Origin of the sequence: Glutamicibacter sp. NPDC087344, from assembly GCF_044744225.1 — a bacterium.
In the GTDB taxonomy this organism is placed as follows: domain Bacteria; phylum Actinomycetota; class Actinomycetes; order Actinomycetales; family Micrococcaceae; genus Glutamicibacter.
The window spans coordinates 456,644-471,833 of sequence record NZ_JBIUXY010000001.1 but is presented as its reverse complement, the minus strand read 5'-3'; the positions used below and the strand labels follow the sequence as shown (position 1 = coordinate 471,833).

Below are 15,190 nucleotides of genomic sequence, written 5' to 3'. Positions count from 1 at the left end.
TCGAAGTACGGGGAAGGGGCAGGTGATGTGGACAAGCTCCCACGGCTGGGCGCCCCACGAAAGCGTCGTACGTATTAGACTGGAAGGCATGGTGGAACAGTCTGAAGAAACCCGCGGTGGCACGGCCACGATCGAACGTACCGAGACTACTCAAAGTGTTGAGGCCGGCGATCATGAGCGTTTTGCGCACTATGTGCAGAAGGACAAAATCATGGAGTCGGCGTTGTCCGGCGAGCCGGTGATTGCCCTGTGCGGCAAGGTCTGGACCCCGGGCCGCGACCCGAAGAAGTTCCCGGTGTGTCCGGAATGCAAGGAGATCTACGAATCCTTGATGGGGTAGTTGCGGCGTTCGACGCACGCACTTGCTCACAGATCTGTACGCGGCCGGGAAAAGGGTAAATGACCGAGACACTTTTTGACTTTGGTGACAAACTTCCACTGGAAGACAAGCTGCCGGTAGCGTATCCGGAACGTGCGGCCTGGGGAACCGGGCCGAAACTTCGCGCCTGGCAGGCAGAAGCGCTGGCCAAGTACTTCGAGTCCGAGCCCAGGGACTACATGGCTGTGGCTACCCCCGGCGCGGGTAAAACCACGTTCGCGTTGCGCCTGGCCAAGGTGCTGATCGACTCCGGCAAAATCAACCGGATGATTGTTGTCGCGCCCACCGACCACCTGAAAAAGCAGTGGGCCGATGCCGCCGAACGGGTGGGCATCGCACTGGACCCGAATTACAAGAATTCCGACGGACGCCATGGCTCGCACTACATGGGTATTGTGGTGACCTACGCCCAGGTGGCGCTGAAACCTGCGGTGCACCGCGCGAAAACCGAAAACGCGCGCACCTTGGTGATCATGGACGAGGTGCACCACGCCGGTGACGCCTTGAGCTGGGGCGACGGCATCCGCGAGGCATTCGAGCCGGCCACCCGGCGCCTGGCGCTGACCGGTACCCCGTTCCGCTCCGACGCGGCCCCCATTCCCTTTGTGCAGTACGTCGACGAGGGTGACGGCATCCGCCGCTCCAAGGCGGACTACACCTATGGCTACGGCAACGCGCTGGCAGACCACGTGGTGCGCCCCGTGCTGTTCATGGCGTACTCGGGCAACATGCGCTGGCGCACGGCGGCCGGCGAGGAAATGGAAGCGAACCTCGGCGAGGGTTTCACCAAGGACGTCACCGCGCACGCTTGGCGAACCGCGCTGGACCCGCACGGGGACTGGATCCCCTCGGTGCTGCAGGCGGCGGATCGACGTTTGTCCGAGGTTCGGCGCACCGTGAAGGACGCCGGGGGCCTGATCATCGCGACCGACCACGAGGATGCGCGCGGGTACGCTACCCAGCTGGAGGCGATCTGCGGGGAGAAGGTCACCACGATCCTCTCCGACGACCCGAAGGCCTCGCAGAAGATCGACGAATTTTCCGCTTCCGACTCGCGCTGGATGGTTGCGGTGCGCATGGTGTCCGAAGGTGTCGACGTCCCGCGCCTGTGTGTCGGGGTGTATGCCACGAGCACTTCCACGCCGCTGTTTTTCGCGCAGGCCGTTGGGCGTTTTGTGCGAAGCCGCAAACGCGGCGAGGTGGCCAGCGTGTTCCTGCCCTCGGTGCCGGTGCTGATGGCGCTGGCCAATGAGATGGAAGTCGAGCGCGACCACGCGTTGGACCGGGAGGGCGAGAAACCCGAGGACGGCCTGGACGACTCTTTGCTGGAAGAAGCCAACAAGGAGGACAAGGCCAGCGACGAGCTGAACCGCAACAAATTCGAGGCGCTGAATTCGCAGGCGTCCTTCGACCGGGTCTTGTTCGATGGCGGCGAATTCGGGACCGGGGCGGACATCGGCAGCGATGAGGAACTCGGCTTTTTGGGTATCCCGGGCTTGCTGGACACCGAGCAGGTTTCCGAGCTGTTGCGCGCCCAGCAGAACAAGCAGATCAGCCGCGGCGCCTCGAAACCGGCACCGGTCTCCGATCACCGCCGGATGATGGACCTGCGGGCCAAGCTGTCCAAAAACGTGTCCGCCTGGTCGGCGCGCACCGGCACTCCGCACGCGCAGATACATACCAAGCTGCGTACCGTGTGCGGCGGGCCGGCCGTGCCGCAGGCAACCGCCGACCAGCTGCAGGCGCGTCTGGACAAACTCTCCGACTGGTTCGTCGGGCGCAGCTGAGAGCTGCCGCGGGCAGCCGGGCCGGATCCGGCCCGGCTGGAGCCTAGCCGAGGGTCAGCACGGTCACCCCGGCGGCGCGCAGTTCGTCGTTGATGGCCGGCATGTTCTCCGGCGAGACCGCGGCCGTGAGCGGGCTGAGCACGGTGGTGGCGAAACCTTGGGCGGCACCGTCCAACGCGGTGGCGCGTACGCAGTGATCGGCCGCCAGCCCCACCACATCCACCGCGGTGATGCCGTGCTGGCGCAGCCAATCGCCCAGCAGGATGCCCGACTCGTCGGCGTGCGGGGCGGCCGGGTCCAAGAAATGCGCCTCGAACCCCGAGTAGGCGGCGGCGAACCGCCCCTTGGCGAATCGGGCATCCGGCTTGAGCCCGGCCAGCTGGGGGTGCAGGGCGGCGCCGGGGCTGCCGGCCACACAGTGCACCGGCCAGGAATCGACATAGTCCGGGGTCTGCGAGAAGTGCGTTCCGGGGTCGATATGCCAGTCTTGCGTGGTGAGAACCGCGGTGTAGGCTTCCCGCCGGGTACGCACATCCTGGGCAATGCCGGCCGCCACAAGGTTCCCGCCGGTCACGGCCAGCGCACCGCCCTCGCAGAAATCCGGTTGCACGTCGATGATCAGCAGGGCGCGGTTCATGGCAGCCTCCTTGGGGATGTGTCGATCGATGGGTGAAATGCTAGCGCACACCGCTGTGAACTCGGTGGGTGGCCGGTGCGGGTCAGCTTCGCACCATGATGGTGGGAATCACCGGCTCCCCGCGCTGCAATTTACGGGCTTCGCCGGGCATTTCCTTGATCGATTCTTGGTGCCGGACCACGGCCTTGGCAACTCCGTCGGCGCCGACGAATGACTGGTCCACCTCGCCATTGACCACCAGTGGAACCATCAGGTCTCGTTGGGGGCCGCCGGTGGCGTACTCGGTGGTGGAGATGACCTCGCTGACCGCGCGGCCACGCTCGTTCAGCTCGCGCACCGCGTATTTCCGCCCGCCCACGCTGGCCTTGTTGGCCGCGGCCTTGGCCACCGGGATCCAGTCGCCGGCATCGTTCTGCCGGGCGACCAACTTGTAAACCATCGAGGCGGTTGGGTGCCCGGAACCGGTCACCAGGGCCGTGCCCACCCCGTAGGAGTCCACTGGGGCGCTGGCCAACGCCGCGATGGCGTATTCGTCCAGGTCGGAGGTGACGGTGATTTTGGTGTTCCAGTTGCCCAGATCGTCAAGCAGGGTGCGGACCCAGCCGGCCTGTTGCACCAGGTCTCCGGAGTCCAACCGGACCCCGCCGAGCTCGGGGCCGGCCACCTCCACCGCGGTGCGCACCCCGTTTTCCACGTCGTAGGTGTCCACCAGCAAAATGGTGTCGCGCCCCAGCGAATCGACCTGGGCTTGGAAGGCCGCGCGCTCGGTGTCATGCAGCAGCGTGAAGGAGTGGGCGGAGGTGCCAACGGTCTTCAGCCCGTAGCGGGCCCCGGCCTGGAGGTTGGAGGTGGAGGCGAACCCGGCAATGATCGCCGCGCGGGCCGCGGCGACGGCGGATTCCTCATGGGTGCGCCTCGAACCCATCTCGATGCACGGCCGGTTGCCGGCCGAGGCGATCATCCGCGAGGCCGCGGAGGTGATGGCAGAGTCGTGGTTCATGATCGACAGGAGGTAGGTCTCGATCACGCAGGCCTCGGCGAAGCTGGATTCGACTGTGAGAAGCGGTGAGTTCGGGAAGTACAGCTCGCCCTCCGCGTAGCCGGTGATAGTGCCGGTGAACCGGAAGTTCTCCAGGTACTTCAGGGTTTCGGCGTTCACCACCTTGTGATCGCTGAGGTGTTTCAGCTCGTGATCCTCGAAGTGGAAGTCGGCCAGCCCCTCCAGCAGGCGGCCGGTGCCGCCGACCACACCGTAACGCCGGCCCTCGGGCAGGCGGCGGGCGAAAGCTTCAAACACGCTCGGGCGGTGCGCCGCGCCAGAGGCCAGGGCGGCCTGCAACATGGTCAGCTCGTAGTGGTCGGTGAAGAGGCTGGTGCGCATGAACGCTCCTGAATCGTGGATGTGCTGTGGCTAAGTGGCGGCACCCGATGAGGTGAACCACTTTGTACTGTATAACGGCTGGTGGCCGTGCCGTGATTTGTGCACTTCCGCGTGGCGCTGCGCCAGCGGGAGTAAAATGGGGTTATGACCGCAATGCCCGACGTCCTTTCCACCCCGCAGATCCGTGAATCCACCGAAAACCCTTGGCGTTTGATCGTGTGGAACGATCCGGTGAACCTGATGAGCTACGTATCCTACGTATTTCGCTCGTACTTCGGTTTCAGCCCCGACAAGGCCGACAAGCTGATGCTGCAGGTGCACCACGACGGGTTCTGCACCGTACGCAGCGGGGCGCGCGAGGCAATCGAGTCGGACGTGCAGGCAATGCACGGCTTTGGCCTGCAGGCCACCATGACGCAGGGGGCCTAGGCGTGGCGAAGCCTTTTAAGCGCGGGCCGCGGGGAATTACCGGGTCGCTGAATTCCTCCGAACGCAAGCTGCTGCGCGAATTGTTCGCAGATATCATCCAGATGCTCGACGAGCGTGCCGAGGTGCACGAGCTCCCCGAGGATATCGACCCGCTGTACGCGCTGACCGGGATCCGTCCGGCCGAACTGGAGCTGCCGCCGATCGAGGATCCCGCCTTGGCGCGGTTGCTGCCCGATGCCAGCGCTGACCCGAAGCTCGCCGCGGAGCACCGCCGGTTGACCGAGTCGGATTTGATCACCCAAAAAATCGGTCGGCTGCGTGAAGCCCAGTTCCTGCTGGAAACCGAGAAGATCGTGCTTGACTCCGCCGGGGCCCAACGGTTTGCCCAGGCCCTGAATGATGTCCGGCTGGTGCTTTCCGAGCGCTTGGAGATCCGCAGCGCCCAGGATTCCGAACGAATTGCCCAGGTTAATGACGCTCGCGATGTGGATACGCCGCAGAAATACCTGGCCCTGGTTTACAACCTGGTCTCTTGGGTGCAGGACACCTTGATGCACGCGCTGATGGATGCGGAGTACTAGAACACGTGAATTCTTTTTTCGCCACCGGGCAGGTTTCCGCGCCGGATGCAGATACCCCGATCGGCATTTTCGACTCCGGTGTTGGCGGGTTGACCGTCGCCCGAGCGATCATCGACCAGTTGCCGGGGGAGTCGCTGATCTACGTCGGCGATACCAAAAACTCGCCTTATGGTCCGCTGCCCATCGCCCAGGTGCGTGCCAATGCACTCGGTGTGATGGATGAGCTGGTTGATTCGGGGGTGAAGCTGCTGGTGATCGCCTGCAACTCGGCCTCCGCGGCGGTGCTTCGCGACGCCCGTGAAAGGTACACCGCCCGGTACGGCATCCCGGTGGTTGAGGTGATTCAGCCGGCCGTGCGCCGCGCGGTGGCGGGCACCAAAAACGGGAAAATCGGCATTATCGGAACGCAAGCCACCGTGGGGTCGCGGGCCTATGAGGATGCGTTCGCCGCGGCGCCTAACCTCGAAGTGACCTCCGTGGCTTGCCCGCGTTTTGTCGAATTTGTTGAATCGGGCATCACCGCGGGGCCCGAACTGCTGGGTATTGCCGAAGAGTATTTGGCACCGTTGCAGGACAAGGGGGTGGATACGCTGATTTTGGGCTGTACCCACTACCCGCTGCTGACCGGTGTGATCTCCTATGTCATGGGAGATTCGGTCACCTTGGTGTCCTCCGCGGAGGAAACGGCCAAGGATGCGTTCAGGGCGTTGACCCGGCACTCATTAGTACGTGAAGACGGTGCAACGGCGCGTCACGAATTCCTTGCGACGGGCAACGCTGATAGCTTTGGGGTACTGGCACGCCGATTCCTCGGTCCCGAGGTACTTCAGGTGCGTCATGTGGACCATGTGGCCGCCCACTATCCGACAGGAGCCATTGCGCGGATTACCCCGCAAATGGTTGCCGCGTCGAAAGCGAGAACCGAATGAAGCTGACCATCATTGGATGCACCGGGTCGTTTCCGGGGCCGGGATCTCCTGCGTCCTGCTACCTGGTGTCGGCTTTTGATGGAACACGCGACTGGAAGATCCTTTTGGATCTGGGGTCCGGCGCGCTGGGTGTGCTGCAACGCTACACCGACCTAAAAGACATTGATGGGATCATGATTTCCCACCTGCATCCGGATCACTGCATGGATTTGTGCGGCCTGCACGTGGCGATCCGCTGGGATCCGGCCGGTTGGGGCCGCGAAAAGATGCTGGTGCACGGTCCGGCCGACACCGCGAACCGCATTGAAACCGCCTACGGCCTGCCCGAAGGCGACACCATGCACCAGGACTATAACTTCCAGGTCTGGGAACCGCTCAAGCCGGTACACCTGGGGCCGTTCACCATCACCCCGTACCCGGTGCGCCATCCGATTGAAGAGGCGTACGCGCTGCGGGTGGAAGCCCGCGAACCAACCCCGGAGGGCGAGACGCTGACCAGTGTGCTCACCTATTCGGGTGATACCGATACCTGCCAGGGGCTGATCGACGCGGCGCACAATGCCGATATGTTCCTGTGCGAGGCCGCGTTCGAAGAAGGGCGCGACGACAACATCGACGGGGTGCACCTGACTGGCAAACGTGCCGGGCAGATGGCTACCGCGGCCAAGGCTGAACGTATGCTGTTGACCCACATTCCGGTATGGACCGACATCAACAAGGTTGTTGAGGAAGCCAAGGAAACCTATGACCGTGGGATCGCCGTGGCCGTTTCGGGTGTCACCTACGGGGTGTATTCGGGCAGCTTGAAAGACGGCAAGGACCCGGAGCTGTTTAAGGGCGACCTCGGGACCGACTACGTGGCCACCCCCACCGGCACGCTGCCGACGATCAAATACGAGAAGACACGCAAATTTCCGCTGCTTAAACGCAAAAAGTAGCCAGCCTTCCTACCTATCGCAAACCCGGCCTTGTGCCAGGTTTGTGTTGGTTAACCGGTAGCTGGTGAGCTTAATAACCAGTTGATGCCACCGTGCGCGGTGCGTGCTAGCCTAGGGTGAACAGGCCAAGATGCAAACCGTTGCCTTGCCTGGCATATTCATCGACCATGGACGCGAAACCTCGTAGAGGACTTCCTGTGGCAGCTACTTTTTGGAGAGATTTTCGTGTCCGCCATGCTTCGCAGGGTCATTTACGTACTCAGTTATGAACTGATCGCCATTCTTGCCACAACTTTCGGCCTGTCGCTTCTGGGATTTTCCGGCGCCCATTCATCCACCGTCGCCGTGGTTTCTTCGGTGGTGGCGCTCATCTGGAACTACGTGTTCAACATGCTTTTTGACGCGTGGGAACAGCGGCAAAAGAACACCCAGCGTACACTGCGCCGCCGAATTGCCCACGCATTGGGTTTTGAGGGCGGGCTGGTAGTGATTTTGGTTCCAATCCTGGCATTCATCCTGGGGGTCACGATCCTGGAGGCCTTGGTCCTGGAAGCGGGCCTGCTGCTGTTCTTCTTGATCTACACCTTCGTGTTCGCCTGGGTTTTCGACAAGCTCGTCCCGCGTGCCGTGGTGAAGCTGCCGGCAGCTGAGGATCAGTCACAGGCCGCCGGCTCCTAGCGGTGTGGCCGAAAACCCGGCAGAAGATTCTTGCCTCGCGGTGCCAGTGTCTGGGGCGAGCGCGGCTAGTGGATAGGATGGAATCATGACTTTACGTGCCGACGGCCGAGGTGCCGCGCAACTTCGAGACATTACCATCACCCGCGGCTGGTCCGCCCAGGCCGAAGGTTCGGCTCTGATTGAATTCGGCAACACGCGTGTGCTGTGCACCGCGTCGTTCACCGAAGGGGTTCCGCGCTGGTTGAAGGGTGAAGGGACCGGCTGGGTCACCGCTGAATACGCGATGCTTCCACGCGCCACCAACACCCGCAACTCGCGCGAATCGGTCAAGGGCAAGCTTTCGGGTCGCACCCATGAGATTTCGCGGTTGATCGGCCGCTCGCTGCGTGCGGTGGTGAACACCAAGGAACTGGGTGAAAACACCATTGTGTTGGACTGCGATGTCTTGCAGGCCGACGGCGGGACCCGGACCGCGGCGATCACCGGAGCCTACGTCGCTTTGGCGGAAGCCATCGAATGGGCTCGTGGTGAAGGAATTCTGAAGAAGGGCGCCAAGGTCCTGACCGACTCGGTGGCCGCCATTTCGGTGGGGATCATCGACGGTACCCCAATGCTCGATCTGCCGTACGAGGAAGACGTGCGCGCGGAGACCGATATGAACGTTGTGGTCACCGGGGCCGGAGACTTTGTTGAAGTCCAGGGAACCGCCGAGGGTGTGCCGTTCAAGCGTGCAGAGCTGGACGCGCTGCTCGACCTGGCGCTGGCCGGCACCAACGAATTGGCCCAGATCCAGCGTGAAACCCTGCGGGCTGCCCAGTGAGTGCACCAGTCCTGGTTCTGGCCTCGCACAATGCCGGCAAGCTGCGTGAACTGCGCGAGCTGCTGAGGGGCAAGGTGCCGGGCCTAGACGTTGACACCCAGGTGATCGACGCGGCTACTGCTGGGGCCAGCGACCCGGTGGAAGACCAGGTGACATTTGCCGGCAACGCACTGAAGAAGGCTCGCGAGGTTGCCGCGTCCAGCGGCCTGATCGCGCTGGCCGATGACTCAGGTTTGAGTGTTGACGTGCTGGGCGGGGCTCCGGGGATCTTTTCCGCCCGGTGGTCCGGGGTGCACGGCAATGATGAGGCGAACATCGACCTGTTGCTTGCGCAGCTGGGGGATATTGGCAGTGAGCATCGTGCGGCGCAGTTTGTGTGCGCCGCCGCCCTGGCGACTCCGGCAGGTGCCGAATTTGTCGAGTTGGGCAGTTCTGCCGGCGTATTGCGTACCGAGCGTGCCGGATCGCACGGATTCGGGTACGACCCGATTTTTGAACCCGAGGGTTCTGGGAAAACCATGGCCGAGCATACCCCGGCGGAGAAAAACGCTATTTCTCACCGTGCCCGCGCCTTTACCGCGTTGCTGCCGGTGATCATCGACGAGGTGAGCAAGGCGCTCGCTGCCCGGTAACGTGCGGCGGTGAAAACCGAAAACCGAAAACCGGCACCCGCGATGCGCAAGGCGTTGGGGGTGCCGGTTTTTTGTGGGTGGAACTTGCCATTCACGCGTGTGGTGCACGCGGTGCGGCGATTAGGACTGCTCAGGGGTGCTAGGGGAGGCCGAACCTTCGGTGGATTCTTCCTCCTTGGTGCCGCGCCCAGGGGCCTGGCCTGGCACTTGGCCCGTGGACTGGTCAGCTCCGGAAGTTGAATCCGCGGTGAAGAAGGCGCTGATCTTGGCCGCCTCCGTGCTCACGGTGTCGGCGTCAACCATGTCGCCAGCTTCGCTGGTGAGCAGTGCGCTCCAGGTATCCAAGATCTTCTGCGCGGTTCCCGAATCATAGAGTTTCGCGGTGAGATCGGTTTTGGCCTGTTCGTATTGGGCCTTGAAATCTTCATTGGCCAAGAACCTGGTGACCAATGCGTTGCTCTTTGAGCCGCCGCCCATGCGTCCACCCTGGGCTTCGGTGCCGGTATTCGCATCTGTGGTGCCCTCCTCCTGGGTGGTGCCATCGGCCTGCGTATCCGGGGTGCCGGTTCCCGCATCGGCGCCAGGTGCCTGGCCTTCTGGCATCTGCGGCATGTCACCGCCCTGAGCCGGTCCTTGGCCCATCATTCCCTGTATGTTCAGCCCGGTGGGCATCTCGCCCTCGGCCAACTGTTTCAGCACGTCCAGCAAGGTGGTGCCATCGGCGAGCGTGGTGCCTTCGGGCAGGGCCGCCCCCTCTGGGAGCTCACCTTTGGCAATCAGGGTTTTGGCCGCGTCGAGGTCCGCATCATCGGGAAGAAAGCGTTCGAGCATCGAATCGGTGTCGAAGCCGCGGCCGCCGCCTGCGTTATCGCCGCCGGGTGCGCCGCCCTGGCCCCCGAAGCCGCCGGCCCCCATGCCTCCGCCGCCCATGCCGCCGTAGGAGAGATTCTGGTCCCAGGCGACCACGGTCATGGTGCCGCTGGCGGTGTCGTAACGCAGGAACGAATTGTTGCCCGGTCCGTCGATGTCATCTGAGTTGGAGACCAGATCCTGCATGGCCAGGTAGGTGGCGAATTGGTCGACGTCCAAGTGCTCGGAGAGTTGCGCCGCGAAATCCTCATCCGAGGAGTTGTTCACGAAGTCCAAAAATTCGGCGATGGGGGTGAGGTCATCGGCGCCGGCTTCCACACTGAATGCGGTTGCGTAATCGCTGCCGTTTTCGCCCCGGTAGGAGTAGTCGCCGGTGGAATCGGCCTTGTAGGTGATGCCCTCGCCGCTGAACATTTCTGAACTGTAGTACTCATCCGAGGGGTTATCGATGACCAGCCGCAGTTGGGCATCGGAGCCATTGAGGGTGAAGCGGGTGGCGGCGGCGTGCTCGGTGGCCAGTCCGGCCTCACCTAGAAGTGCCAGCGCTACCGCCTCATTCAGCGAAGTTTCCGAGGTGTTGGTGCGGATCACAAACTGTGAACGTCCAGCGTAGCTCTGCCCGTCGACAAACTTGTCCAGCCGGATTTGCCAAGGCAGATCCTGCGGATCGGAGCTGGTGTCGGCCTGGCGCAGGGTGGAGTTTCCCTTCAGCCGCAGGCCAACATTTTTGAAGGTCTGTCCGTCGATGGTGACGTTGACGCTGATCCATTCTTTGGATTGATCGGACTCGTAGGCTTCCAGCAGGCTCTGTAGTTCGTCTTCGTCTGCCTCGACGCTGATCTCGTGGACCTTGTCGCTGTTGAAGAAGCTTGCGGTTTCGGCGCTGATCTCCGTGTTGATCACGCTGCTGGATGCCGCGGCGCCATTGATTGAGCTGCATCCGGCCAGGGCCATAGCGGCGATGGACAGCGTGGCGGCCATGGTCATCAAGCTGCGGGTGTTGCGTCTGGGGCCGTCGGGTGCCGAACGCGTGAATTTATCGCGGGGATACATGTGCCGTGCTCCTAATCCTGAAGGGAAAACTCGGTGGTGATTTTGTGTTTGGTGGTGCGATGCCAGCGGTTGGCCGGCAAATGTGTCTGCAAGAGGCTCAACCCGGTGGCGAACTTCGAGATGCGTGAGGGGCGAACATTGTGACGCCACAGCAGGCGGTCGACTTCACCGGCGTTGAGGGCGGACTTGGTCTCCAGCACCACCTCGTTGCAGTGAAGCAGCGAACCGGACCTCGGGTCGGCCCAGACGAGATTCTCATCCACGGTCACCCGGCTGTTGGTCTCCGCCCGGTAGAGGGTGGTTCGCCGGTAGGAGGATTCGAGGACCGGGGCCAGCTCGGTGACATCGATGGGGCAGTCGCCCAGCTCGTGGGCGAGGGTCTGCTCGACGTAGTCATGGGATTCGGCGTTCAGCGTGCTGCGCTCGCCGAGGTTGTGTTCGATCCGTTCCTTGACGGTCTGCTCTCGGGCGCCTTCGGTTTTCACCTCAAGAAAACATGCACCGGTATCGAGGTAGCTGCGGGTGCGGATCTTGAAACGGCGCCTGCGTGGATGGGCCGCGAGGTGGTAGCTGGTCAGCTCCGGGGTGTCGAAGTAGACGGAGGAGTAGTTGAATGAACGCAGCTCATCGATCTGGAGTACCTGGGCTCCGGAAGCCAGCTGCGGCAGCAATACCTGTGCCTGGTCTGCGGAGAGGATGTATTTGCGGTCGACCCGGGTCTGCAGGGCCGCGCTTTCGTTGAGTTCTTCGAGCGAGATGCTTGGCAGGTGCTGGGTCCAGTTCATCGTGACTCCTGGGAAATGACTTCGTGGTTTTCTGCGGTCAGCGAGTTGGTGGCTGGAAGCGCGCCGGTCCGGGATAGTGCGGTGTTCTCCATTACCGGGCTATCCACTGCGGAGAAGCGAGCGCGGACGATGGTTTTGTCGTTGACCAGGTCCACCTGCTGGACCGTGCACTGGTGGATTTGTGCGCCGTTGAGCGCCGCGGAAAGGTAGGCGTGCAGCTCTGCCTCGTTGGTCAGCGCGCGGTCCAGAATGACTTCCTGATGACGGTAGCGGGGCAGCACCTTGGAGCTGTCGGCCACAAACATGACCGCGAGGATCAGTGCGATCAGGGCGATCGGAAGCCAGAGCGGGCTGGGGGCCATGCCGGCGATCAGGCCGATGGCCAGGGCCGAGAAGTAGTAGGCGATTTCGTGCTGTTCAAGTTCGGTCGAACGGAGTCGGATGATCGACAAAACTCCGAACAGCCCCATGCCCATGCCGATTCCCACGGTGCTCCCGGACAGCGCGGTGGCTACGGCGAAAACGCCGATGTTGATACCGAAGTAGGAGACCACCAGATCGCGACGGCGGTGGCGGGGGAGGTACAGGCAGATGGTCAGCACCGCGATGGCAAGCAGGTCCACCACCGCAAAAAGCAAGATGTTCATGAGGGTCAATCCTTGGAGGAAGTAGTTCGAAAAGGGGGTTGTCTTTAGCTTTGTAGCAGTGTCTGTGTGAAATCTTTGGTGTCTGAGTGAATCGGCTAAGGCGCAAGTCAGAACCGGTAATTGAAACCTCCACGGGAGGAGTTTCCTGTGAGCGAAATCGTTGAAGTTCCGCGGATTTTTGGGGTTCGGCCGATTTTGCTTGAGCGATTAGTTTGAAAATTCTTAGAATCCCTGCGCCTTGGACTCTTGCGCGTTGGGTGCATTGGTTCTATGGTTAGTTACATGAGTAACGAACCCACTAAGCAACGAACGGGTTCGAGTGTGGAGAGGAGCAAAGGTGATCGATGATTCCAGACCGATCTTCATGCAGATTTCCGAACTGATCGAGAATGACATCATTTCCGGAACCCTGGCCGAAGATTCGCAGGTTCCATCCACCAATGAGTTCGCCGCCTTCTATCGAATTAATCCGGCCACCGCAGCCAAGGGGATTAATCAATTGGTCGAAGAAGGACTGCTATACAAAAAAAGGGGTATCGGGATGTTTGTCTCCCAGGGGGCGCCGGCCAAACTGCGCAGCAGCCGCCGTGAACACTTCGCCAATCAGTTCATCACCCCCTTGACCGCCGAAGCGGCCAAGCTCGGCATCGAGATGGATGAACTAATTGCCATGATCAAATCAACCTCGGTCGGCTAACGCCGCCGGCGAGAAAAGCTACAGGCAGGAAATGAGCAATGAGTGAAACACCAGCCATTACCACCCGGGACCTGACCAAAACCTACAGGGATGTCAGGGCACTGGACGGTGTCAGCCTGAGCCTGGCGCCGAATCGAATCTACGGACTGCTCGGACGCAATGGGGCCGGCAAAACGACGCTGATGTCCATCTTGACCGGACAGAACTTCGCCGACCAAGGCTCTGCTGAAATTTTCGGGCACACACCGTTTGAACACGACGCGACGCTGTCCCGGCTGTGTTTCATCCGTGAATCGCAAAAATACCCGGATGACTTCAAGGTTCTTCAAGCCTTCCGCGCAGCCTCGCTCTTTTTCGAAAACTGGGACGAAGAGTTTGCCCAAGAACTGGTGCGAGCCTTTAACCTGCCGGTGAAACGACGCATCAAAAAGCTTTCGCGCGGCCAGCTCTCGGCCGTGGGGGTAATCATCGGGATGGCCTCACGCGCCGAGATCACCTTTTTCGACGAGCCGTACCTCGGATTGGATGCGGTGGCCCGGCAGATCTTCTATGACCGCCTGGTTGAAGACTTCGCCGAGCACCCTCGCACGATCGTGTTATCCAGCCACCTCATCGACGAGGTCGCCAACCTCCTGGAACACGTGATCGTGATCGATCAAGGAAAGATCATTGTCGATGCAGAAGCCGAAGAGCTCCAAGGCGCGGCCTTCACCGTCACCGGCGGAGCGCAAAAGGTTGAGGAATTCATTTCCGGGTACCCGGTCATCCACCGCGACTCCTTGGGCTCCTTGGCCAGCATTTCGGTTCGCGGCCGCCTGACCGCCGAGCAACGCGAGCGGGCTCACATCCTGGGCCTGGAACTCAGCCCGGTATCACTCCAGCAGCTGGTGGTCCGCAGCACGCTGAATTCAGACATGGACCAGGCACAGACTACCGAGAGGCAGGCCATCAAATGAGCCGCATCATCAAGGTCGCACGCATGCAACTGATCAATAAGTGGACCTTCATCGGAATCCCGCTGATCGTGCTGGCAGGATCATTTCTTTTCACCCTGGCCATCTGGTACCTGGTGCGTCGCGGCGGAGCCGAAGGGGTACTGTATGGCGGAGGTGCGCAGGCACCCATGTGGTACTTCCTGGCCTTGGGCATCCAAGCCCTGACCCTGACTTTCCCCTTCGCCATGGCAATGAGCGTCTCCCGGAGAAGCTTCTACTTAGGGACCTTGGCGTTGTTTGGAAGTTGCGCGCTGGTCCTGGCGGTGTTCTACTACCTGATGGGCCTGCTTGAAGTAGCCACCGGCGGCTGGGGTGTGGACGGACAGTTCTTCGCCTTGCAATGGATCGCCGATAACAACTGGCTGATCCAGATCCTGTTCTACTTCATCCTGATGGTATTGCTCTTCATGGTCGGCTTTTTCGCCGCAACACTGTACATGCGCTGGAGGACCACCGGCGTCTTGGTATTCTGCATCGGTCTGGGGCTGCTGATACTCGGTGCGATCGCGCTGATTACAATGACCGAAACCTGGCCACAGGTTGGGCGCTGGCTGGCCGCCTGGACCGCGGCCGGGGTGACGGCCCTCGGCGCCGGCCTCGCCGTCATCTTGGCTGGCTCTTCCTACCTGACCCTGCGCAAGGCAACCGCCTAGAATACGTCGAGCACAACAAAACACCTCGGGGACCTGCTGTAAACAACAGCAGGTCCCCGAGGTGTTGCTGATAGCGTCAGCTCCTGGCGATTCAAAATGTGAGATGTCTTGCGTCTTGAAAGGGCGTAGAGCGCGATTCCGCGCCTTGATCGACTGCGGCGGTTACCAGAGCGCACTGGTCAGCTCTTGAATCAACCTCGGGGCATAGCGACTGGTGCTCGCGTTCCTACCCCTGCGGCCATAGGGGGATAGGTTCGGCTTTCGCCGGTGTGCAGAGGTGTTCTGCGCAACCGGCAACG

At 61.8% G+C, this 15,190-nt stretch carries 16 protein-coding genes and 1 pseudogene; 12 read left to right on the top strand and 5 right to left on the bottom strand.

From position 1 onward, the window contains the following. Nucleotides 1-88: 88 nt before the first annotated feature. The gene (locus ACIOWL_RS02075) at nucleotides 89-340 is read left to right on the top strand and encodes a DUF3039 domain-containing protein (protein WP_047118761.1); all 252 of its coding nucleotides are present in this window, start codon (nucleotides 89-91) and stop codon (nucleotides 338-340) included. Between the two features lie 59 nt (nucleotides 341-399). Then, nucleotides 400-2,166 carry a DEAD/DEAH box helicase gene (locus ACIOWL_RS02070; protein WP_400381067.1) on the top strand — a complete coding sequence of 589 codons (1,767 nt, stop codon included), beginning with the start codon at nucleotides 400-402 and terminating at the stop codon, nucleotides 2,164-2,166. A gap of 43 nt (nucleotides 2,167-2,209) precedes the next feature. On the opposite strand, the gene ACIOWL_RS02065 is transcribed toward ACIOWL_RS02070, so the two are convergent. Next, a complete protein-coding gene (locus ACIOWL_RS02065) occupies nucleotides 2,210-2,803 on the bottom strand; it encodes an isochorismatase family protein (RefSeq protein ID WP_400381065.1) in 594 nt (197 codons plus the stop codon). A gap of 82 nt (nucleotides 2,804-2,885) precedes the next feature. Beyond that, complete coding sequence (locus tag ACIOWL_RS02060; protein WP_400381063.1) at nucleotides 2,886-4,184, bottom strand: nicotinate phosphoribosyltransferase; 1,299 nt, start codon at nucleotides 4,182-4,184, stop codon at nucleotides 2,886-2,888. A gap of 144 nt (nucleotides 4,185-4,328) precedes the next feature. Between ACIOWL_RS02060 and clpS the strand changes: the two genes are divergently transcribed. The 7 genes and pseudogenes from clpS (at nucleotide 4,329) to rdgB (ending at nucleotide 9,191) form a co-directional block, all read left to right on the top strand. After that, nucleotides 4,329-4,613: an ATP-dependent Clp protease adapter ClpS gene (clpS, locus tag ACIOWL_RS02055; protein ID WP_400381060.1), complete on the top strand. Its 285-nt coding sequence runs from the start codon at nucleotides 4,329-4,331 to the stop codon at nucleotides 4,611-4,613. Between the two features lie 2 nt (nucleotides 4,614-4,615). Further along, nucleotides 4,616-5,194: a DUF2017 domain-containing protein gene (locus ACIOWL_RS02050; RefSeq protein ID WP_400381058.1), complete on the top strand. Its 579-nt coding sequence runs from the start codon at nucleotides 4,616-4,618 to the stop codon at nucleotides 5,192-5,194. A 5-nt stretch (nucleotides 5,195-5,199) separates the two neighbouring features. Next, nucleotides 5,200-6,123 carry a glutamate racemase gene (murI, locus tag ACIOWL_RS02045; RefSeq protein WP_400381055.1) on the top strand — a complete coding sequence of 308 codons (924 nt, stop codon included), beginning with the start codon at nucleotides 5,200-5,202 and terminating at the stop codon, nucleotides 6,121-6,123. After that, nucleotides 6,120-6,914, top strand: a pseudogene (locus ACIOWL_RS02040) (MBL fold metallo-hydrolase); the annotation flags it as partial. The gene murI and the pseudogene ACIOWL_RS02040, both read left to right, overlap by 4 nt. Before the next feature lie 381 nt (nucleotides 6,915-7,295). After that, a complete protein-coding gene (locus ACIOWL_RS02035; protein WP_400381530.1) occupies nucleotides 7,296-7,739 on the top strand; it encodes a PACE efflux transporter in 444 nt (147 codons plus the stop codon). A gap of 85 nt (nucleotides 7,740-7,824) precedes the next feature. Then, nucleotides 7,825-8,559, top strand: coding sequence for a ribonuclease PH (gene rph, locus ACIOWL_RS02030; RefSeq protein WP_400381052.1), 735 nt, complete (start codon nucleotides 7,825-7,827; stop codon nucleotides 8,557-8,559). Beyond that, complete coding sequence (gene rdgB, locus ACIOWL_RS02025) at nucleotides 8,556-9,191, top strand: RdgB/HAM1 family non-canonical purine NTP pyrophosphatase (protein ID WP_400381049.1); 636 nt, start codon at nucleotides 8,556-8,558, stop codon at nucleotides 9,189-9,191. Before rph ends, rdgB begins: the two co-directional genes overlap by 4 nt. 120 nt (nucleotides 9,192-9,311) lie before the next feature. On the opposite strand, the gene ACIOWL_RS02020 is transcribed toward rdgB, so the two are convergent. Genes ACIOWL_RS02020 through ACIOWL_RS02010 form a run of 3 tightly spaced genes read right to left on the bottom strand, consistent with a single transcriptional unit; the run spans nucleotide 9,312 to nucleotide 12,546 of the window. Next, entirely contained in the window at nucleotides 9,312-11,114 is a 1,803-nt protein-coding gene (locus tag ACIOWL_RS02020; protein WP_400381046.1) for a CotH kinase family protein, read from the bottom strand. Nucleotides 11,115-11,125: 11 nt separating this feature from the next. Then, nucleotides 11,126-11,899 (bottom strand): polyphosphate polymerase domain-containing protein, encoded by a 774-nt coding sequence (locus tag ACIOWL_RS02015; protein WP_400381043.1) that lies wholly within the window; start codon nucleotides 11,897-11,899, stop codon nucleotides 11,126-11,128. Then, nucleotides 11,896-12,546, bottom strand: coding sequence for a DUF4956 domain-containing protein (locus tag ACIOWL_RS02010; protein WP_400381040.1), 651 nt, complete (start codon nucleotides 12,544-12,546; stop codon nucleotides 11,896-11,898). The genes ACIOWL_RS02015 and ACIOWL_RS02010 overlap by 4 nt, the downstream gene beginning before the upstream one ends. 364 nt (nucleotides 12,547-12,910) lie before the next feature. Here ACIOWL_RS02010 and ACIOWL_RS02005 point away from each other — a divergent pair, with 364 nt between their 5' ends. From ACIOWL_RS02005 to ACIOWL_RS01995, 3 genes are read left to right on the top strand one after another with little or no spacing between them, the layout of a single operon-like run. Beyond that, complete coding sequence (locus ACIOWL_RS02005; protein ID WP_400381037.1) at nucleotides 12,911-13,243, top strand: GntR family transcriptional regulator; 333 nt, start codon at nucleotides 12,911-12,913, stop codon at nucleotides 13,241-13,243. Between the two features lie 38 nt (nucleotides 13,244-13,281). Then, on the top strand, nucleotides 13,282-14,199 hold the full coding sequence (locus tag ACIOWL_RS02000; RefSeq protein ID WP_400381034.1) for an ABC transporter ATP-binding protein: 918 nt from the start codon (nucleotides 13,282-13,284) through the stop codon (nucleotides 14,197-14,199). Then, on the top strand, nucleotides 14,196-14,891 hold the full coding sequence (locus ACIOWL_RS01995; protein WP_400381032.1) for a hypothetical protein: 696 nt from the start codon (nucleotides 14,196-14,198) through the stop codon (nucleotides 14,889-14,891). Before ACIOWL_RS02000 ends, ACIOWL_RS01995 begins: the two co-directional genes overlap by 4 nt. Nucleotides 14,892-15,190 lie beyond the last annotated feature (299 nt).